The sequence below is a fragment of the Streptomyces sp. CRCS-T-1 genome, assembly GCF_024442335.1.
Lineage (GTDB): Bacteria > Actinomycetota > Actinomycetes > Streptomycetales > Streptomycetaceae > Streptomyces > Streptomyces koelreuteriae.
The window spans coordinates 7,139,532-7,160,137 of the sequence record NZ_CP101651.1 but is presented as its reverse complement, the minus strand read 5'-3'; the positions used below and the strand labels follow the sequence as shown (position 1 = coordinate 7,160,137).

Genomic DNA, 20,606 nt, shown 5'->3' with positions numbered 1-20,606 from the left:
GTTCACGCGGCCGTCCCCTCCTCCGCTGCGAGGTGGACGTGGATGAGGCCGTCCACGACGGTGACGCTGTGGGTCCGGACGGCGCGGCGGGCCGGGAGGCAGGTCGGGCGGCCCGTGCGCAGGTCGAACGAGGCGGCGTGCAGCGGGCATTCGACCAGACAGCCCTCCAGCCAGCCCTCGGAGAGGGAGGCGTCCTGGTGGGTGCAGGTGTCGTCGATGGCGTAGAGGTCACCGTCGTCGGTGTGGAACACGGCGACGGGCGGTGTCGTCTCGATACGGACGGATTCGCCCTTGGGGAGGTCTTCGAGGCGGCAGACGGGAATCACGGGCCCCCCTTTCGGTCCGGGACGTGGCCGGACCGTTCGGCCAGACTGTAGGCAGTTCGTGGGAGTGCGACGGACCGGGGCGGGTCCGGGCACGGAGAGGTTTTTGTGGCGCCGGCGTCCGGTCGAGCCGTCGGGACCGAGTCCCCCTGCCGGGAGCTCGTCCCCTTCCGAGATCCGGACGCTTCGGTAACATGATGTTTCACATGGCGCATTGGCAAGCGCTATACGCAACAGAATCCGGGCGGGGCGACCGTCGCGTCAAGGGTTTCCCGAAGATGCGGCCCAAACAGGGCCGACAGGTGGTGAGAGTTCAGCCATGACCCGCACGCAGAAGCAGTCCGACCGCGACGAGAACCCGACCCAGAACGCCGCGGAGAGTACGGGAGACGGCACGGCCAAGCCGGGTGGCAGAGGCGCGGCGAGTGCGGTCCAGTCGGTGGATCGCGCCGTGAGCGTCCTGGAGATCCTCGCCCGGCACGGCGAGGCGGGCGTCACCGAGATCGCCGACGAGCTGGACGTGCACAAGTCCACGGCGTTCCGGCTCCTCGGCGTGCTGGAGAACCGCGGCCTGGTGGCCCAGGCGAAGGACCGCGGCAAGTACTACCTGGGCGCCGGCGTACTGCGCCTCGCGGGGGCGGCGGCAGTGCGGCTGGATGTCTCGCAGGAGGGCGTCCCGGTGTGCCGGGAACTCGCCGACGAGCTGGGCGAGACGGTCAACATCGCGGTCCTGGACGACGACGCGGCGGTCAACATCATGCAGGCCCGGGGCACCGCCTCCGTCACCGCGCAGAACTGGCTCGGCCGCCGTACCCCGCTGCACGCCACGTCCAGCGGCAAGGTGCTGTTCGCCCACATGCCGCCGACCCTGCGCGAAGGCCTGCTGGCGCGCCCGCTGCACCGGTTCACGGAGCGCACGGTCACGGTCGCGTCCATGCTGCGCGGCGAGCTGGACACCGTCGTGCAGCAGGGCTACGCGATCACGGTCGAGGAGCTGGAGATCGGTCTCGCGGCGGCGGCGTCGCCGATCCGCTCGCACGACGGCAAGGTCATCGCGTCGCTCAGTGTCTCGGGGCCGGTGTACCGGCTGAGCCAGGAGCGGCTGCCGGAGCTGGCGAAGCGTACGGAGGCGGCGGCGGCCGAGCTGTCCCGCCGTATGGGATACGGCTTCTGATGTAGCCCGGGCGGATCGGCCGGAGCGCAGGAGACGCAGCGCGGGACCAGGTGAGATCCCTGGTCCCGCGCTGTTGTGTGTCCGGTGTGTTTCGCCCGTCCCGTTCCGTTTTCCAAGGCTTGACACGTACCTCTTGACGGCTCGTTGATGCGATTCCCACTATGTTCCTCATCGCGCAACCCATCGTGCATTGCGCAACAGCAGAGGAGCGTGGTCGTGCCACACGAGGTCCGTGCCGCAGTCGCTGTCAAGAAGGGCGCACCCGTCGAGGTGCAGACGATCCTGGTTCCCGATCCCGGCCCCGGGGAGGTCCTGGTCACCGTGCAGGCGTGCGGGGTGTGCCACACGGATCTGCACTACCGGGAGGGCGCGATCGCGGACGATTTCCCGTTCCTGCTGGGCCATGAGGCGGCCGGCACGATCGAGGCGGTCGGCGAGGGCGTCACCGACCTCAAACCCGGCGACTACGTGGTGCTGGCCTGGCGTGCTCCCTGCGGCCGTTGTCGTTCCTGTCGCCGTGGCCGCCCCTGGTACTGCTTCGACTCCCGCAACGCCGCCCAGCCGATGACCCTGCTGGACGGCACGCCGCTCACCAACGCCCTCGGGATCGGCGCCTTCGCCGAGAAGACGCTGGTCGCGGCGGGTCAGGCGGTGAAGATCGACCCGGCCGCGCGCCCGGAGGCCGCGGGGCTCATCGGCTGCGGGGTGATGGCGGGCTACGGCGCCGCGGTCAACACCGGCCAGGTCGGCCGGGGCGACTCGGTCGCCGTGATCGGCTGCGGCGGCGTCGGCAACGCGGCGATCGCGGGCGCCTGTCTCAACGGCGCCATGAAGGTCATCGCCGTGGACATCGACGACAGGAAGCTCGACCGGGCGGAGAAGTTCGGCGCCACGCACACCGTCAACTCCCGGGGCACCGACCCTGTCGAGGCGGTGCGGGAACTCACGGACGGCTTCGGTGTCGACATCGCGATCGACGCGGTGGGCCGCCCCGAGACCTTCAAGCAGGCCTTCTACATGCGCGACCACGCGGGCCTGCTGGTCCAGGTCGGTGTGCCCTCCCCCGAGATGAAGGTCGAACTGCCGCTGATCGACGTGTTCTCGCGGGGCGGCGCGATCAAGTCGTCCTGGTACGGGGACTGTCTGCCGAGCCGGGACTTCCCGTTCCTCGTCGACCAGTACCTGTACGGGCTGCTGGACCTCAACGCCTTCGTCAGCGAGACCATCGCGCTCGATCAGGTGGAGGAGGCGTTCGCGAGGATGCACCGGGGTGAGGTGCTGCGCTCGGTCGTGGTCCTCTGAGCGCCGCGTAGACCCGACACCCCGCTCCCCCCCACTCCCCCCACTCCCCCAGCGTGTTCATCCACCCCGGCAAGGACAAGGCCAAGGAACAGGAGGGGCATGTCCCGCACACCCGAAATCCCCCGCGTGGTCGTCATCGGCGCCGGCATCGTCGGCTGCTCCCTCGCCGACGAGCTGACGGCCCGCGGCTGGACCGACGTCACCGTCCTCGAACAGGGGCCCCTGCCCGCCCCGGGCGGTTCCACCTCGCACGCGCCCGGCCTCGTCTTCCAGACCAGCCCCTCGAAGACGCTCACCGCCCTCGCCCGGTACACGGTCGAGAAGTTCACCTCGCTCGACGTCGACGGCGTCTCCTGCTTCAACTCGGTCGGCGGCCTGGAACTGGCCACCACTCCCGAGCGTCTCGCCGAGCTGCACCGCAGGGCCGGTTACGCCGCCGCCTGGGGCGTGCGCGGCGAGCTCGTCGGCGCCGCGCGCTGCAAGGAACTGTGGCCGCTGATCGACGAGTCGGTGGTCCTCGGCGGCCTCCACACCCCGGACGACGGCCTGGCGCGCGCCCTGCTCGCCGCCCGCGCCCAGATGACACGGGCCGCCGAGCGGGGCGCCCGCTTCCTGGACCGGCACACGGTCACCGGCATCGAGCGGCGGGACGGCCAGGTCACCGGAGTCGTCACCGACCGGGGCACCTTCCCGGCCGACCACGTCGTCTCGGCGGCCGGCTTCTGGGGCCCGGTCATCGGCCGCATGGCCGGGGTCGACGTCCCGCTGCAGCCGCTGGCCCACCAGTACGCGAGGACCAGGCCGCTCCCCGAGCTGAACGGTGCCACCGCGGAGGCCTCGAAGCCGATCCTCCGCTTCCAGGACCGCGACCTCTACTTCCGTGAGCACACCGACCGCATCGGCATCGGCTCCTACGCCCACCGGCCCCTGCCCGTCGACCCCTTCGCCGTCCTGCCGTACGACGAGGCCCGCGCCCGGCACATGGACATGCCGTCCTCCTATCCCTTCACGGAGGAGGACTGGGCGCCCAGCTGGGCCGACTGCCGCCGCCTGATGCCCGCCCTGCGTGACACCGAGATCGAGTCGGGCTTCAACGGCGTGTTCTCCTTCACCCCGGACGGCATGCCGGTCCTCGGCGAGTCCCGGGCGCTGCGCGGCTTCTGGCTGGCCGAGGCCGTCTGGGTCACGCACTCGGCCGGTGTCGCCAAGGCCGTCGCCGAGTGGATGGTGGACGGGCGGCCGTCGATCGACCTGCACGAGTGTGACCTCACGCGCTTCGAGGAGGCGCAGCGTTCCCCGTCGTACGTCCGTGACCGGGGTTCACAGCAGTTCGTCGAGGTGTACGACGTCATCCATCCGCTCCAGCCGTTGGAGCGGCCCCGGCCCCTGCGGGTCAGCCCCTTCCACGCCCGGCAACAGCAGCTCGGCGCGTACTTCCTGGAGGGCGGCGGCTGGGAGCGGCCGCACTGGTACGAGGCGAACGCCCCGCTGGTTGATGCCCTCGGTCCGCTGCCCGAGCGCGATGTCTGGTCGGCCCGCCACTGGTCGCCCATCGCGGCGGCCGAGGCCAGGGCGACGCGCGAGGGGGTCGCCCTCTACGACATGACGCCCCTGCGCCGCCTCGAGGTCACCGGCCCCGGAGCCCTCGGCTTCCTGGACCGTATGACCAGCAACAACCTCCGCAAGAAGCCCGGCGCGGTCACCTACACCCTCCTCCTCGACGAGACGGGCGGGATCCGCTCCGACCTGACCGTGGCGCGCCTCGCCCCCGACCGCTTCCAGGTCGGCGCCAACTCCCCCGCCGACCTCGACCTGCTGCTGCGCCACGCGCCCGCGGACGTCCACATCCGGGACATCACCTCCGGCACCTGCTGCGTCGGTGTGTGGGGCCCGCTCGCCCGTGACCTCGTCCAGCCGCTCACCGCCGACGACTTCTCGCACGAGGCCTTCGGCTACTTCCGCGCGAAGGAGACGTACATCGGGCATGTCCCGGTGACCGCGATGCGGCTGAGCTACGTCGGCGAGCTCGGCTGGGAGCTGTACACCACCGCCGACCTGGGGCTCCGGCTCTGGGACACGCTGTGGGAGGCCGGCCGGGACCTCGGTGTGGTCGCGGCGGGCCGCTCGGCCTTCAACTCCCTGCGCCTGGAGAAGGGCTATCGGGCCTGGGGCGTCGACATGACCGACGAGCACGATCCGTTCGAGGCGGGTGTCGGCTTCGCGGTCCGGATGGACAAGGAGGACTTCGTCGGCAAGGCGGCGCTTGCCGAGGCCGGCGAGCCCGGCCGCCGTCTCACCCCGCTCCTCCTCGACGACCCCGCCGCCGTCGTCCTCGGCAAGGAGCCCGTGTACGTCGACGGCACCCCCGCCGGCTACGTCACCAGCGCGTCGTACGGCTACACGCTCGGCCGTTGCGTCGCGTACGCCTGGCTGCCCGCCCGTCTCAGCGCGGGCACGGGCGTGCACATCGAGTACTTCGGCGAGAAGGTCCCCGCCACCGTCGCCGACGAGCCGCTGTTCGACCCGAAGATGACGCGCATCCGCCGCTAGCAGGCATGCCTTGGCCTCTCCGAGGAGCACGCACGTGACGACCACCCCGATCACCCCGAGCCTGATCGCCACCCTCCCCGGGCGCTACTACACCGACCCGGACGTCTTCCGGCAGGAGCAGGAGCACATCTTCGAGTCGATGTGGTTCTGTGCCGTCCGCAGCTCCGACCTGGACCGGCCCGGTGCCTTCCGCACCGTCCAGGTCGGTCGCGAGAACGTCATCATCACCCGGACCCGCAAGGGCGAACTGCGGGCCTTCCTCAACGTCTGCCGCCATCGCGGGGCGCGCCTGTGCACGGAGGAGTCGGGCGAGAACCGCCGCACCCTCCAGTGCCCGTACCACGCCTGGACGTACGACCTCGACGGCAAGTTGATCGCCGCACCCAACTTGATCAAGATGCCGGACGTCGACCGCGTCGCGTACGGGTTGATCAATGTCGCTCTGCGTGAGTGGCTCGGCTACGCCTGGGTGTGCCTGGCGGACGCACCGCCCTCCTTCGAGGAGACGGTCGTACAGGCCGCCGTCGAGCGGCTCGGCGACGTCGCGGCCATCGACCACTACGGCACGGAGAACCTCGCGCTCGGAAAACGCATCACCTATGACGTGAAGGCGAACTGGAAGCTGATCGTCGAGAACTTCATGGAGTGCTACCACTGCGCGACGATCCACCCCGAACTGACCGAGGTGCTCCCGGAGTTCGCCGAGGGGTACGCCGCCCAGTACTACGTGGGCCATGGCGCCGAGTTCGGCGACGAGGTCAAGGGCTTCACCGTCGACGGCGGCGAGGGCTTCGGCAGGCTTCCGGCCGTGGGCGCCGACCAGGACCGCCGCTACTACGCCATCACGATCAAGCCGGCGGTCTTCGTGAACCTCGTCCCGGACCACGTCATCCTGCACCGGATGTTCCCGCTCGCGGAGGACCGCACGGTCGTCGAGTGTGACTGGCTGTACGCGCCGGAGGTGGTGGAGTCAGGGGCGGATGTGTCGAGGTCGGTGGAGCTCTTTCATCGGGTGAACCTCCAAGATTTCGAGGCCTGTGAACGAACGCAGCCTGCGATGGCTTCCCGGGCGTACCGAAAAGGGGGTGTACTCGTGCCCAACGAGCACCACATCGGGATCTTCCACGAGTGGCTCGTCGAACGGCTGGGAGGCGCGCATGCCGGACCTGTTCATTGACGGTGAGTGGCGGGGCGCCCTCGACGAGCGCACCCGTGAGATCCGCTGCCCGGCCGACGGTTCCCTGGTCGGGGTCGTGGACGAGGCGGGCGGCAAGGACACGGTGGAGGCGATCGCCGCGGCCCGCCGGGCCTTCGACGAAGGGCCCTGGCCGCGGACGCCCGCGCAGGAACGCGGCGATATGCTGCTGCGCGTCGCGGACCTGCTCGTCCGGGACAAGGCGGCCCTCGCCCGCGCGGAGTCCCTGGACACGGGCAAGCGGCTCGTGGAGAGCGAGTACGACATCGACGACATCGCGAACTGCTTCCGCTACTTCGGGCGGCTGGTGGGGAGCGAGTCCGGCCGGGTCGTCGACACGGGCCGGGCGGACGTCGACAGCCGGGTGGTGCACGAGCCGGTCGGCGTGTGCGGGCTGATCACGCCCTGGAACTATCCGCTTCTGCAGACGGCGTGGAAGGTCGCCCCGGCTCTCGCGGCCGGGAACACCTTCGTGCTCAAGCCGAGCGAGCTGACCCCGCACACCGCGATCCACCTGCTGCGGCTGCTGGCGGAGGCCGGGCTTCCGCCGGGCGTCGGCAATCTGGTCCTCGGGGCGGGCCCGGAGGCGGGTGCCCCGCTCGGCGACCATCCGGACGTGGACCTCGTCTCCTTCACCGGCGGCCTGGAGACCGGCCGCCGGCTGATGGCCGCCGCCGCTCCGACGGTGAAGAAGGTGGCCCTCGAACTCGGTGGCAAGAACCCCAACATCGTCTTCGCCGACGCCGGCTTCGAGGCGGCCGTCGACATGGCGCTGACGGCCGTGTTCCTGCACTCGGGGCAGGTGTGCTCGGCCGGGACGCGGCTGCTCGTCGAGGACTGTCTGCACGACCGCTTCGTCGACGAGGTCGTACGACGGGCGCGGGAGATCCGGCTGGGCGGGCCGTTCGACGAACGGGCCCGGACCGGTCCGCTGATCTCGGCGGCGCATCGTGCCAAGGTCGAGGCCTATGTGGCGAAGGGCCTGGCGGAGGGCGCGGTGCTGCGCTGCGGCGGCTCGCGCCCGGACCGCCACGACCTGGCCGGCGGCTTCTACTACCCGCCCACCGTGCTGGACGAGTGCGCCGCGGGCATGTCCGTGGTCCAGGAGGAGTCCTTCGGGCCGGTCCTGACCGTCGAACGGTTCACGGGCGAGGAGGAGGCCGTACGTCTCGCCAACGACACGATCTACGGTCTCGCGGGCGCCGTGTGGACGAGCGACGAGGCCCGGGCCGCGCGGGTCGCGGACCGGCTGCGCCTCGGAACGGTCTGGATCAACGACTTCCACCCCTACGTTCCGCAGGCGGAATGGGGCGGTTTCAAGCAGTCAGGCTTCGGACGCGAACTCGGGCCCGCGGGGCTCGCCGAGTATCGCGAGACGAAGCACATATGGCGCAACACCCGTCCCACCCCCCAGGGTTGGTTCGACTGATCGAATCCGCCCCGAGGAACACCCATTGAGGAACCGCCCATGAGACCGACCACGCAGTCCAAAGACGCCCCCGGCCAGGACGACGCCGAACTCACCGAGTTCGGCTACAGACCCGAGCTCAAGCGCACTCTCGGCAACTTCCACACCTTCGCCGCCGGGATCAGCTACATATCGATCCTGACCGGAACCTTTCAGCTGTTCTACTTCGGCTACGGCAGCGGCGGACCCGCCTACTGGTGGTCGTGGCCGATGGTCTTCATCGGCCAGTTCATGGTCGCGCTCTGCTTCGCGGAGCTCGCCGCCCGCTATCCCGTCGCGGGCTCCGTCTACAACTGGTCGAAGAAGATAGGCAATCCGCATCTGGGCTGGCTCGCCGGCTGGATGATGCTGATCGCCTCGATCGTGTCCATCGCGGCCGTGGCGCTGGCCTATCAGCTGACGCTGCCGCAGATCTCGTCGTTCTTCCAGTTCGTGGGGGACGGCACCGGTACGTACGACGTGGCGACCAACGCGGTCATCCTGGCCGCGGTGTTGATCCTGTTCACCACCCTGGTGAACGCCTTCGGCGTCAAGTTGATGGCGAGGATCAACACGGCGGGCGTGTTCATCGAGTTGATCGCCACTGTCGTATTGATCGTCATGTTTGCCGTCCACATCACGCGCGGTCCGCAGGTCGTCATGGAGACGCAGGGCACCGGCGCGGGGTACGGAAACGGCTACCTGGGCGCCTTCCTGGTGGCCTCGCTGGCCTCCGCGTACGTCATGTACGGCTTCGACACGGCCGCCTCGCTCGGCGAGGAGTCCCTGGACCCGACCCGGAACGCCCCGCGCGCGATCATCCGGGCGATCGTGGCGTCCTTCGTGCTCGGCGGTCTGATCCTGCTGCTCGCGCTGATGAGCGTGTCCAGCCTCAAGGGCGAGCAGCTCTCCACGGACGGTCTGCAGTACATCGTCCTGAACGTGCTCGGCCCGACGGCCGGCAAGGCGATGCTGTGGTGTGTGCTGATCGCGGTGACGGTGTGCGCCCTGGCGGTCCACACGGCGGCCGTCCGGCTGGCGTTCGCGATGGCCCGCGACAACAACCTGCCCGCGTCCTCGAAGCTGGCCAAGTGCCATCCGCGCTTCCAGACGCCGGTCCTGCCGACCGTGATCATCGGGATCCTGGCGCTGGCGATCCTGGTGGTCAACATCCGCCAGCCGCAGATCTTCACCGTCGTCACCAGCATCGGCATCATCATGATCTACCTCGCCTACCTCGGTGTCACGGTGCCGCTGCTGGTCGCCCGGCTGCGCGGGAAGTGGCAGCCCGCGAGCGAGGGCCGCTTCTCCCTGGGCCGCTGGGGCCTGCCGGTCAACATCCTGGCCGTGCTGTGGGGCGGGGCCATGACGCTCAACCTCATCTGGCCGCGGGCCGCGGTCTACAACGCGGCGGCGCCCTACCACTGGTACCTGCGCTGGGGCGCGGTGCTGTTCGTGGCCGTCATCGCGGGCGGCGGCTTCGCCTACTACTGGTTCGTCCAGCGGCACCGGACCGGCGTGCTCGCCGAGCACCGCTCGGAGACCACGGCCTCGTCTCCCCTCTCCGCCCCGGCGGCCGACTGAAGGAGGACCCATGAGTACGCATGAGTTCGACTACGTCGTGGTCGGCGGCGGCACCGCGGGCAACGTGGTGGCGGCCCGGCTGTCCGAGGACCCCTCCATCACGGTGTGTGTGCTGGAGGCCGGCCCGAGCGACGTCGGAGACGACGACGTCCTGCGCCTCGAGCGCTGGATGGGGCTGCTGGAGTCCGGCTACGACTGGGACTATCCGGTCGAACCGCAGGCCAGCGGGAACAGTTTCATGCGGCACGCCCGGGCGAAGGTGCTCGGCGGCTGCTCCTCCCACAATTCCTGCATCGCCTTCTGGGCACCCGCCGAGGACCTCGACGACTGGGCGGCCGCGGGCTGTACGGGCTGGAGCGCGGCGGACCTGTTCCCGCTGTACCGGCGACTGGAGAACAACGACGCGCCAGGCGACCACCACGGCCGCACCGGCCCGGTGAAGCTGCGCACGCTGAAGAGCGACGACCCGTGCGGCACGGCCCTGCTGGAGGCGTGCGCGCAGGCGGGCATCCCCACGGTCGCTTTCAACACGGGCCGGACGGTCGTCCGGGGCGCGAGCTGGTTCCAGATCAACTCCGACGAGAACAACATCCGCCAGTCGTCCTCGGTCGCCTATCTGCACCCGATCCTCGGCAAGCGGCCCAATCTGGAGGTACGCACCGGGGTACGGGCCAAGAAGCTGGTGCTGGACGGGCGGCGCTGCGTGGGCGCCGAGTACCTCGACCCGGATCTGATCCACACCCGGACCGTACGGGCCCGGCGCGAGGTGATCGTGTCGTGCGGGGCGATCGACTCGCCGAAGCTGCTGATGCTGTCGGGCATCGGACCGGCCGGACACCTGCGCGACACCGGAGTGGAGGTCGTCGTGGACGCCCCCGGCGTCGGCGAGAACCTCCAGGACCACCCCGAGGGGGTGATCATGTGGGAGGCCCGGCAGCCGATGACCACCACGTCCAGCCAGTGGTGGGAGGCGGGCATCTTCTACGACACCGAGCCGGGGCTCGACCGGCCGGATCTGATGTTCCACTACGGGTCCGTGCCGTTCGACATGAACACCGCCCGGCACGGCTACCCCACCTCCGAGAACGCCTTCTGCCTCACACCCAACGTGACGCGCGCGAAGTCGCGAGGCACGGTGCGGCTGCGGACACGGGACTACCGGGACAAACCGAGGGTGGATCCGCGGTACTTCACGCACGAGCACGACGCGCGCGTGATGACCTACGGGCTGCGGCTGGCCCGGCGGATCGCCGAGCAGCCCGCGCTGAGCGGCTGGGCGGGGGCGGAGCTGGCGCCCGGGCCGGACCTGCGGACGGACGAGGAACTGCTCGGGTACATCCAGCGGACGCACAACACCGTCTATCACCCGTCCTGCACGGTGAAGATGGGTGCGGACGACGATCCTTCGGCCCCCTTGGACGCGCGGCTGCTGGTCAAGGGGGTTCAGGGGCTGCGGGTCGCGGACGGGTCGGTGATGCCCGATCTGGTCACCGTCAACCCGTGCATCACGACCATGATGATCGGCGAGAAGTGCGCGGATCTCCTGCGGGCAGACGCCTGACCGTGGGGGGAGCCGCCTGACCGCGGGCGACTGCGCGACCGTTGTGGCCGGTCGCGCAGTTCGCCGCGCCGCTAGGGCGTCGAGGACGCCGGGCGTTTGAACATCCTCGTCGCCGTGATCTCACTGTGTACCGCCTCGCCCGCCTGGGGCTGCTGCGGCAGGCCCGGGCGGAGGTGTTCCTCGACGCTGATGTACTTCAGGCCGGCCCTGAGGTCGGCGTCGTTGCGCATGCGGATGACCAGGGGGAACTCGGCCAGCGCGGTGGTGTCGAACAGGCCTGTGGTGTAGAGGAGTTGGACACCGAGGGCGTCCGACACCGCCCGCTGCAGTTCCAGCAGGTACGTGGCGTTGGCGCGGCCGATGGGGTTGTCGAGGAACAGGGTGCCGGCGTGCCGGTGCTTGTCGCGGCCCCGGTCGTTCGACCGCAGCGCGGCCATCGTGCAGTACAGGGCGATGGCGGCGGTGAGGAGCTGGCCGCCGGAGAAGACGTCGCCCATCTGCCCGACGGGGACGCGCTCGGCGCGCAGCACCGCGTCGGGCTTGAGGATCTCGACGGCGACGCCCTTGGGCTGCAGGGCCGCGGCGACGCCCCGCAGCAGCAGGGACATGCCGTCACGCCGCAGGTCGGAGTTCTTCTTGACGGCCGCGCGGGTCGCCTCGTCGATGACCTCGCCCAGCCGCTCGGTGAGCGTGGCCTGGTCGGGCTCCTCGAAGCGGATGCGCAGGAACTCCTGTCCCGACCATTCGCCGAGGCCCTCGGGAAGACGGGAGAGGCGCTGGGCGGAGCGCAGGGTGGCCAGGGCCGACTCGACCAGGCCGCGCAGCCGGTCCACGATCGAGTCGCGGTTGCGCTCCAGCTGCTCCAGTTCGTCGGTCAGGACCCGGAGCCGGGGCGCGAAGGCGTCCGCCCACTTCTGGGCGTGCTCGGGCAGCGCGGAAGCGGGCAGTTCGCGGATCTGCTGCCGTGCGGGGGTGCGGACCTGCTCGTAGCGCGTGGAGTTGGCGTGCCGGACGAGGATGTCGCTGGCCTCGCGGACGGCGGCCTCGGCGGCGGACAGGTCGGCGGCGCAGCCGCGCAGGGAGCGGCGGGCCTCGGCGGCCGACTGCCGGGCCTCCTCCGGGCTGCCGGGGTAGGGCTCGGGCTCTTCGTGTTCCTCGTCCGTGGCGTGCTCGCGCAGCAGGTCGCGGAGCATGGCGGCGATCTCGTCGAAGCCGCCCGCGGCGTCCTCGGCGGCGCGGTGGGCGTCGAGGAGTTCGGCGTGCGCCTCCCGTGCCTGGGTGAGCGCCTCGGTGTGGGAGGCGAGTTCGGCCGTGGCGGTGCGCAGCAGGGTCTGGGCGTGCTCGGCGTCGCGGGGCTGCGAGTCCTCAGGGAGCTCGGTGTGGGCATCGCCGTCCTCGGGCGCGTGCCGTTCGGCCTCGCCGCGCAGCCGCCCGAGCTGCTCGCTCGCGTTCGACATACGGGTCTCCAGGAGCTGCACCAGCTCCTCGGCCCGGGCGGCGGCGGCCTGGCGGCTGGGTCCGTCGGAGCCGTCGGGGGATTCGAGGAGCTGCTCCGCGCGCGTACGGACCTTGTTGCTGAGCCGGTCCAGTTCCGCGCGGGCCGCGCTCTCGTCGCTCTCCGCGCGGGCCTGTTCGGCCCGCAGGTCGGCGCCCACGCCGACCTTCTCGTACACCTGGGACGCGGCCCGGTAGGCCTCGCGCAGGGCGGGCAGGGAGGCCTTCGGGGTCTGGGTCTCGTCCTCGGGCACGTCGTCGGGGGCGCCCGCGATCTCGGAGCGCTCGGCCCGCAGGGCGCGGGCGGTGCGGCGCGCGTCGTCGGCGGCGCGCTGGGCGCCGCGCCGGTCCTCGTCGGCGGCGCGGGCGCGCTCCAGACAGGTCTGGGCGCCCGCCTCGGCCTCGGTCGCCTCGTCGGCCAGTTCGCGCAGCCTGACCTGCCAGCCGGCCCGTTCGCGCAGCCGGAAGGCGAGCCCGGCGAGGGCGTCGGCGGAGCGGCGTGCCTTCTGGGCGGCTTCCTGCCGCTCGTCCCGGACCCGGGCGGCCTCGGTCGCGGTCTCGTCGGCCTCGGCCCGGACCGTGCGCGCTTCGGCCAGTTCCGCCTCCGACTCCTCTGCGAACTCGCGGGTGTCGTGGGCGACCCGGGCCAGTTCGGCGAGGCGGCCGTCGGGGCAGCCGGTGCGCCAGGAGGCGAGCCGGGCGGCCAGCTCGCGGTCCTTGCCGAGGCGGGCGGCGAGCGCGCGGATCTCCTCGTCGCGTTCGGTCGCCCGGGCGCGCAGCGTCTGCCGCTCCTCGTCGGCGGCGTGCTCGTCGTGCATGGCCGGGTTCGGCGGGACGAGGAAGACGTCGCCGGTGTCGGCGTCCGGGGCGGGGGTCGGGGCGAGCAGGGCGGCCGCCGTGCCCACGGCCACGGCGGAACGGGGCAGCAGTGCCGCGTCGCCGAGCGCCTGACGGGCGCGTGCGTGGGAGTCGGGGTCGGTGATGATCACGCCGTCGACGAGTTCGGGCCGGGCGGCCAGCACGCGTGCGTGGTCGGCCGGGTCGACGGCCTGGGCGAGGTAGCGCCAGCCGGGCAGCGCGGGGATGCCGTGCTCGCCGAGGTACTCGACCGTGGCCAGCACGTCCGGGCCGGGCGGCAGCAGCCCGCCGTCACCGAGCGCGCCGAGGATCCGGGAGTCGTCGGCGGCGGCCGTACGCAGGTCGAAGAGCTGGCGTTCGGCGGAGCCGACGGCGTCGTCGAGCAGGTCGCGCAGGTCGTCGGCGAAGCGGTCGAGTTCCTCGGGGGTGAGGCCCTGTTCGCCGGACGTGGGCGGGAGGGCCGGTTCGCCGTCCGAGCCGTGGCGGGGCTGTGGGATGCCCGGCCGGGCCTCGGAGGTGAGGCTCAGCATCTCGGCGAGCCGCTCCTCCCCCGCCAGGGCCTCGGCGGTGCGGCGCTCGGCCTCGTACGACCGCTCGGCCGCCGTGGCCGCGTCCGCCGCGCGGGCCGCGGTGAGTTCCGCGCGGGACTCGGTGGCCGCGGTCTCGCGCGCGTGCTCGGTGGCCCGGCGGGATGCCTCGCGGGCCGCGTCCCAGGCCGCGACGGCGGTCTTCTCGGCGTCGCTGGCGGCGAGGGCCGCGCGGGCCGGGTCGGCGTCGGGCGCGCTGTCGTCGAGCCAGCCGGCCCGGACCGCCTCGGCGGTCTCCTGCTCGACCTCGGCGAGGCGCTGCTTGAGGTGCCCGACCTCGCTGCGGGCGCGCTGTGCCTCGGTGGCGGCGGCGGTGGAGTCGCGGTAGGCCGAGTCGCTGACCTCCTGGAGGGCTGCGGAGCGCTCCTCCTCATCGTTGGCGAGGTTCTCGGCGTTGCCCGCGGCGGCGTGCAGGGCCCGGACGAGGTCGACGGCGGCCCTGGAGCGAGCGGCCAGCGCGGGGGCGGCGTCGCGCTCCGCCTCCTGGATCGCGGCGGACACGCGGGCGACACGGTCGGCGGCGGCGCGGTGGCGCAGTGCGGCCTCGGCGGCCTGCCACGCGGAGTACAGCGTGCGGGCGTCGGCGAGCTCACGCTTCTGCGCGGCGGCGGACTTCTCGGCCGCGGCGAGGGCCAGCGAGGCGTGCCGGTAGGCGAGTTCGGCGGAGATCAGCGCGCTGCTCTCGCGGGCCGCCTCGGCGTGCGTGACCGCGGACGCGGCGGTGGTGACGCGCTGCGCCAGGTCGGCGGCCCGGGTCCGCTCCCGCACACCGCGCGCGGACAGCTTGCGGGCCAGGTTCCGCGTGCGCCGCTCGGCTCCGGCGTGGATGTCCCGCGCGCGGGTGCGGGCCTCGGCGGCCTCGACGATCCGCCCGAGGAGGTCGACGGACCCGGCGGTGAAGTCGCGTTCGGCGATCAGCTCGGCGCGCCGGCCGAGCTTGTTGCCGAAGCCGCCGACCAGGTCGGCGAGTCCGTCGGTGTCACGGGTGTCGGTGACGGCGCGCAGCAGCAGATCGGTGAAGTCGGCGTCTTTCTTGACCGCGAAGAGACCGGCGGCCTCGCCCTCGTCGGCGTTCATCTCCCGCTGATAGCGGAAGAGTTCCGGGTCGAGGCCGAGATCGCCCAGGTGCTCGATCCAGCGGTCGTGGATCTCCTCCCAGTGCACCTCCAGGTGCGGGTAGGTCTTGCCCGCCTCCGTGAGCGCGTCGCGGAAGCCCTTCATGGTGCGACGCCGGCCGCGCGCGCCCGACTGGCCCTCGACGGGGGCCCGTACGGCGGTGGACTCGGCGACGGGGAGGTTGTCGAGGCTCAGTCCGGGCCCGGGGCGGAAGGAGTACCAGGCCTCGGCGAACTTCCGCGGGTCGTTGGAGACCTGCCGTCCGCGCCACTCGCTGACCTTGCCGACGACGACGCACTCACCGGTCAGCACGTGCTGCCACTCCAGCGCGACATGTCCGCAGTCGTCGGCGAGCAGGAACTTGCGCAGCACACCGGAGCTGGCGCCGCCGAGCGTGTTGCGGTGGCCCGGCAGCATCACCGAGAAGATCAGCTTGAGCAGCACCGACTTGCCGCCGCCGTTCTCCAGGAAGAGCACACCCGCGGGCGCGGGCCGGCGCGGCGGGCCGACGGGCTCCTCCTCGAAGAACTCCGCCTGCGTGGGCGCGGGGTCGGGCACGGTCTCGCCCACACCGCGCAGGTCAAGCACGGTGTCGGCGTAGCGCGCACCTGCGGGCCCGATGGAGTAGAGGCGGACCCGGGACAGCTCGTACATGGCGGACTCTCGTAAGCCTTCGTGAAGTGGGGGGGTCAGGAGGAGTGGAACGGCAGCCCGGCGTCGGCCACCAGCTCCAGGTCGTCGCTCTCCTCGGCGGGCAGCAGCGTCGCGGTGCCGTCCGTGACCGGGACGACGCCCAGCTCCAGCAGCTCGGCCATCGCGGCGCCGCCGGCCATGTCGCGCACCTGGAGCTGGTAGCGGGCGGTGGTGCGGTACGTGCCGCCGTTGTCGTCGCCGGTGCGCTGGAGGAAGCCGGATTCGGTGAGGAAGGCGACGGCCTTGGCGACGATGCCGGTGGTCGAACCGGCGAGCCGGCGCGCGTCCTTGGTGGCACCGGTCGCGCTGCGCCGTACCCAGATCCGCCAGGCGGCCTCCAGGCCGGGCGTGTCGGTGGCCGGGTCGGTGTTCTCGCCCTGCTCGGCGGCGCGCTCCTCCAGGCGGCGGCAGGCCTGGCGCACGAAGGCGTCGACGCCGTTGACCGTGACCCGGCCGATGTAGCCGTCGTCGGCGAGGTCCTCGGGGCGCGGGAAGGCCAGGGCGGCGACGGCGAGATGGGCGAGTCCGTGCAGGAACCGGTCGCCGCCGTCGGCGGACGTACGGCGCGCGTAGTCGCCCATGCGCACGGCGAACACGGAGTCCTCGGCGGCGGTGACGGCCATGCCCGCGCGCGGGGACACCTCCAGCACGATGAGTCCCAGACCGGTGGCCACGGCGTCGGCGAGCCGCGCGAACGGCGGGTCCTCGCGGTAGCGCCGCAGCAGGTCCGTGTACTCCTGGTCGCGGGCCGGCTGCAGCTTGGGCTGCAGGCCGAAGGACACGAGCCGCGCCGCGTCGGCGGCGTCGGCGGGGGTGACGGCGGCGGTGGCCGTCGGGGCCGGTCCCTCCGGCTCACTCCACTCGACGTGCTCGCTCACGGTCGGGGCTCCTCGTTCTTCTTGTTCCCGCGGTACTCACTCATGGTCCCGTGGTACTCACTCATGTTCCCGTGGCACTCGCTCATGCCGCTTCGGTCCGATCCGCCGCCATCCCCGCCGCGTCCAGCAGTGCCGTCCCGACGATCAGATCCGCGCCGCCGAACTCCTGATCGTCGAGCTCGGTCCCGTCGTCCACGGCGAACAGCAGCTTCTGCTCTCCCTGGCGGTAGGCCGTACCGACCGGCGGACTGGCCGCGTGCACCGCCAGCAGGGCCACCAGATACGGCAGTTCGGGATCCTGCCGGCGCGCCTCGGCCAGCAGGCCGGACAGCCGGCGCGGCGCGTCGGCCGGCAGGTCGAGCAGCTCCTGCGCGGCCGCCATCTGCTCCTCGCTGAACCGGCTGTCGTCGGGTGTGGCGATGACGTCCGGCTCGGGCATCTCCGCGCCCAGATGCTCCCGCTCCACCGGCGGCGTCAGCAGTATGTCGACGAGGTCCCCGACCCTGACGGACACAGGCGTGCGCAGCCCGGTGCCGCGGGCGAAGAAGGCGTCCGTGACACGGACGGCCTGCTCGATCGACAGCGGCAGGACGGGGGCGACGAGATGGCCGTAGAGGTCGATGCCCGAGGTGGTCATCGGGGTGGCGAAGGCCTGCCGGTCCTGCTCGGCGCGGAACAGCGGTCCGGCCTCGAGCAGCCGGGACTGCAACTGCGTGTGCCGGCGGATGCAGTCCTTGACGATGTCGACGAGCTCGGCGGCCCGGCGCTTCTGCTCGGGATCCTCGGACTCGTCGCGGGCCTTGCGGATGTTGGTGAGGATCGCGTTCTCGTGGCGGTAGCGGTCGGCGACGTGCTCCAGGGCCTCGGCGATCATGTCGGGCACGGTGGTCAGCCAGTCCACCGCGCGCACATTGCGCCGGGTCGCGTCGAGGGCCCTGCGCAGGGTCTCCGAGTACTGCACGGTGCGGTAGCGGGCCTGTTCGGCCGCGAGCTGGGCGTCGGCGAGCCGGCCGCGGCTGATCAGCACCTCCAGCTTGACCTCGGCGGCGATCTGCGCGCTGGTGACATCGGTGTCGAGGGCGCCGACGAGGACGTTGACCGCCTCGTCCGTCGTACGGAGATAGACCGTGCCGCCGGGGCCCGGGACCTCCTCGATCAGCTTGAAGTCGTAGTCACGGCGCACATAGGTGCCGTCCGCCCCGAAGGTGCCGTACACCGCGCGGAAGCCGCGGTCGACGCTGCCGACGTTGATCAGGTTCTCCAGGACCCAGCGGGCCACCCGCTCGTGCTCGGCGGCGGGACGCCGGGAGGCCTGCGCGGCGATGCGCGGGACGAGGCGGGCGACGATCTGGTCGTGGTCCGCGCCCGTGTCGAAGTCCATGTTCAGGGTGACCAGGTCGATGGCCGAGAGCGCGACCTCCGCCATGCCGTACACCGAGTACTCACCCGCGAGGTTGGCCTTGCGCGCGTCCAGGTCGTGCAGCGGCGCGGTGCAGGCGAGCGCGCGCAGGCGGCGCGCCAGGCCCTCGTCGGCGGCCGGCCCCGGCGCGGGGCGCGGCCCCGCGCTGAGCTGGGGCGGAACGCTGTCCGTCGATGCAGGCGAAGTCACGGTGCACAGACTAGGTCCTGGGTCTGACAACCACCCAAACGACGCGGGTACGCCCCCTCAGCGGACCTGCAACGGACCTTTCATCGAACCTTCGGCGGCCCCCTCAGCCCTCCTCGCCGACCCGCCGCCGGTACACCTCGACAACCCGCTCCAGCGAATCGTCGAGGTAGCCGGCGAGCAGGCTCTCGGCCTTCTCACGGTCCCCGCCCTGAAGAGCCTCAAGAATCGCGACATTTCGTGCGATGTACGGCTCGTGCAGCCGCTGCGGCTCGTCCACCACATGGAACGCGAGACGCAGTTCGGCGAAGACGCTCCGCATCAACTCGTCGGTGCGCTCGCTCACCGCGAGGGCCACCAGTTCCCGGTGGAAGTGGATGTTGGCCGTACCCACCGCCTTCCAGTCACCTTCCCGGGCCGCCCGCCGCCCCTCCGCGACGGCACCGGCGAGCCCGTCGAGGCCGTAGGGCGGCTCGCCGAGGCCGCGGACGACGGCGCACTCGACGAGCATGCGGGTGCGGTAGATGTCCTCGACGTCCTCCACGGTCAGGACCCGGACGAAGACGCCCCGGTTCAGCTCGTGGACGAGCAGGCGTTCATGGGTGAGCAGGCGGAACGCCTCGCGGAGCGTGTTGCGGGAGACGCCGAGCGCCCCGCCGATGCTGTCCTCGGAGAGCCGTGTCCCGGGCGGGAAGTAGCCCTCGGCGATCCGGCTTCTGAGGATGTCCGAGACGCGCTCGGCGGTGCTGGTGCGCCCCAGGAGAGCCCGGTCGTCGGCGAGGTCCTTCAGCTGCTCTGCCATGCGGGAATTCAATCGCAGATCAGAAGAAGAACCAACATGGGTATTGAGGGATCGTTGAACAATCCCCTACGGTGCTACGCACGGCTCGGCCCGAAGCACTCTCTCCCCCCTCTGCGAGGTGCCCATGAGCACGCCCCCTCCACCGCAAGCCCTGACCGACGACACACGCCCCGTGGCGGCCGGACGCACCGACGACGACGGGGCGTTCGGCTGGCTGCGCGCCCTCGGCCCGCGGGGCCGCCGCGCCTTCACCGGTGCCTTCGGCGGCTATGCCCTCGACTCGTACGACTACTTCACGCTGCCGCTGAGCATGGTCGCGCTGTCCGCCTACTTCGGCCTGAACAGCGGCCAGACCGGTCTCTTCACCACGGTCACGCTGGTGGTCTCCGCGATCGGCGGCGCCCTCGCGGGCGTCCTCGCGGACCGCATCGGCCGGGTGAAGGCCCTGATGATCACGGTGATCACCTACGCGGTCTTCACCGTCGCCTGCGGTTTCGCGCCCAACTACGAGACGCTGCTGGTCTTCCGCGCCCTCCAGGGACTCGGTTTCGGCGGCGAGTGGGCGGTCGGCGCGATCCTGGTCGCCGAGTACGCGAGCGCCAAGAACCGAGGCCGCACGCTCGGCGCGATCCAGAGCTCCTGGGCCGTGGGCTGGGGCCTCGCCGTGATCGCCTACACGCTGGTCTTCTCGGTGGCCGGAGACGATCTGGCCTGGCGCATCATGTTCTGGACCGGGGCGCTGCCGGCGCTGCTCGTCATCTGGCTGCGGCGCAGTGTGCAGGACGCTCCCGAGGCCGCCGCCGCTCGTGAGCAGAGCGCGGAGAAGGGTTCCTTCAAGGCGATCTTCAAGCCGGGTCTGCTGCGGGTCACGCTCTTCTCCGTGCTGCTCTCGACCGGTGTCCAGGGCGGCTACTACACGCTGGCCACCTGGGTGCCGACGTATCTGAAGTCCGAGCGCGAGCTGTCCGTCGTCGGCACCGGCGGCTATCTGACGTTCCTGATATCGGGCGCCTTCATCGGCTACCTCACCGGCGGCTACCTCACCGACAAGCTGGGCCGCAAGCGCAACATCTGGCTCTTCGCCCTGCTGTCGGCGATCTGCATCCTGGCGTACGCGAACATCCCGAGCGGGGCCAACACCCTGCTCCTGGTGCTCGGTTTCCCCCTCGGTTTCTGTATGTCGGCGATCTTCAGCGGATTCGGCTCCTACCTGAGCGAGCTGTACCCGACGGCGGTACGCGGCACCGGGCAGGGCTTCACGTACAACACCGGGCGCGCGGTGGGCGCCGTGTTCCCGACGATGGTCGGATTCCTGGCCGACAGCTGGGGCGTCGGCGGCGCGCTGGTCTTCGGGGCGATCGGCTACGGCCTCGCCGCGCTGGCGCTGCTCGGGCTGCCGGAGACGCGTGGGAAGGAACTCACGTGAACGCCACGCC

The 20,606-nt window shown here is 71.5% G+C and carries 13 protein-coding genes; 8 read left to right on the top strand and 5 right to left on the bottom strand.

Going from position 1 to position 20,606, the window contains the following annotated elements:
- Positions 1-2 precede the first annotated feature (2 nt).
- The gene (locus NNW99_RS32480) at positions 3-326 is read right to left on the bottom strand and encodes a bifunctional 3-phenylpropionate/cinnamic acid dioxygenase ferredoxin subunit (protein WP_215122710.1); all 324 of its coding nucleotides are present in this window, start codon (positions 324-326) and stop codon (positions 3-5) included.
- A gap of 316 nt (positions 327-642) precedes the next feature.
- Between NNW99_RS32480 and NNW99_RS32475 the strand changes: the two genes are divergently transcribed.
- The 7 genes from NNW99_RS32475 (at position 643) to NNW99_RS32445 (ending at position 11,136) form a co-directional block, all read left to right on the top strand.
- Positions 643-1,497, top strand: a complete 855-nt coding sequence (locus tag NNW99_RS32475) for an IclR family transcriptional regulator (protein ID WP_215122709.1) — start codon at positions 643-645, stop codon at positions 1,495-1,497.
- Positions 1,498-1,713: 216 nt separating this feature from the next.
- Complete coding sequence (locus NNW99_RS32470; RefSeq protein WP_215122708.1) at positions 1,714-2,799, top strand: S-(hydroxymethyl)mycothiol dehydrogenase; 1,086 nt, start codon at positions 1,714-1,716, stop codon at positions 2,797-2,799.
- Between the two features lie 99 nt (positions 2,800-2,898).
- Positions 2,899-5,349, top strand: coding sequence for an FAD-dependent oxidoreductase (locus NNW99_RS32465; protein WP_215122707.1), 2,451 nt, complete (start codon positions 2,899-2,901; stop codon positions 5,347-5,349).
- A 34-nt stretch (positions 5,350-5,383) separates the two neighbouring features.
- Entirely contained in the window at positions 5,384-6,526 is a 1,143-nt protein-coding gene (locus tag NNW99_RS32460; RefSeq protein ID WP_215122706.1) for an aromatic ring-hydroxylating dioxygenase subunit alpha, read from the top strand.
- A complete protein-coding gene (locus tag NNW99_RS32455) occupies positions 6,507-7,973 on the top strand; it encodes an aldehyde dehydrogenase family protein (RefSeq protein WP_215122705.1) in 1,467 nt (488 codons plus the stop codon). Before NNW99_RS32460 ends, NNW99_RS32455 begins: the two co-directional genes overlap by 20 nt.
- A gap of 39 nt (positions 7,974-8,012) precedes the next feature.
- Complete coding sequence (locus tag NNW99_RS32450) at positions 8,013-9,575, top strand: APC family permease (protein ID WP_215122704.1); 1,563 nt, start codon at positions 8,013-8,015, stop codon at positions 9,573-9,575.
- Positions 9,576-9,585: 10 nt separating this feature from the next.
- Positions 9,586-11,136: a GMC family oxidoreductase gene (locus tag NNW99_RS32445; protein WP_215122703.1), complete on the top strand. Its 1,551-nt coding sequence runs from the start codon at positions 9,586-9,588 to the stop codon at positions 11,134-11,136.
- A 71-nt stretch (positions 11,137-11,207) separates the two neighbouring features.
- Here the strand turns inward: NNW99_RS32445 and NNW99_RS32440 are convergent, their stop codons facing one another.
- The 4 genes from NNW99_RS32440 to NNW99_RS32425 all read right to left on the bottom strand — a co-directional run bounded on the left by NNW99_RS32440 (position 11,208) and on the right by NNW99_RS32425 (position 19,170).
- Complete coding sequence (locus NNW99_RS32440; protein ID WP_215122702.1) at positions 11,208-15,845, bottom strand: hypothetical protein; 4,638 nt, start codon at positions 15,843-15,845, stop codon at positions 11,208-11,210.
- Between the two features lie 35 nt (positions 15,846-15,880).
- Positions 15,881-16,762 (bottom strand): hypothetical protein, encoded by an 882-nt coding sequence (locus NNW99_RS32435; RefSeq protein WP_215122701.1) that lies wholly within the window; start codon positions 16,760-16,762, stop codon positions 15,881-15,883.
- A gap of 82 nt (positions 16,763-16,844) precedes the next feature.
- Positions 16,845-18,371 carry a hypothetical protein gene (locus NNW99_RS32430; RefSeq protein ID WP_215122700.1) on the bottom strand — a complete coding sequence of 509 codons (1,527 nt, stop codon included), beginning with the start codon at positions 18,369-18,371 and terminating at the stop codon, positions 16,845-16,847.
- Positions 18,372-18,474: 103 nt separating this feature from the next.
- Positions 18,475-19,170, bottom strand: coding sequence for a GntR family transcriptional regulator (locus NNW99_RS32425; RefSeq protein ID WP_215122699.1), 696 nt, complete (start codon positions 19,168-19,170; stop codon positions 18,475-18,477).
- Between the two features lie 124 nt (positions 19,171-19,294).
- Between NNW99_RS32425 and NNW99_RS32420 the strand changes: the two genes are divergently transcribed.
- The gene (locus tag NNW99_RS32420) at positions 19,295-20,596 is read left to right on the top strand and encodes an MFS transporter (RefSeq protein ID WP_215122698.1); all 1,302 of its coding nucleotides are present in this window, start codon (positions 19,295-19,297) and stop codon (positions 20,594-20,596) included.
- Positions 20,597-20,606: the final 10 nt, after the last annotated feature.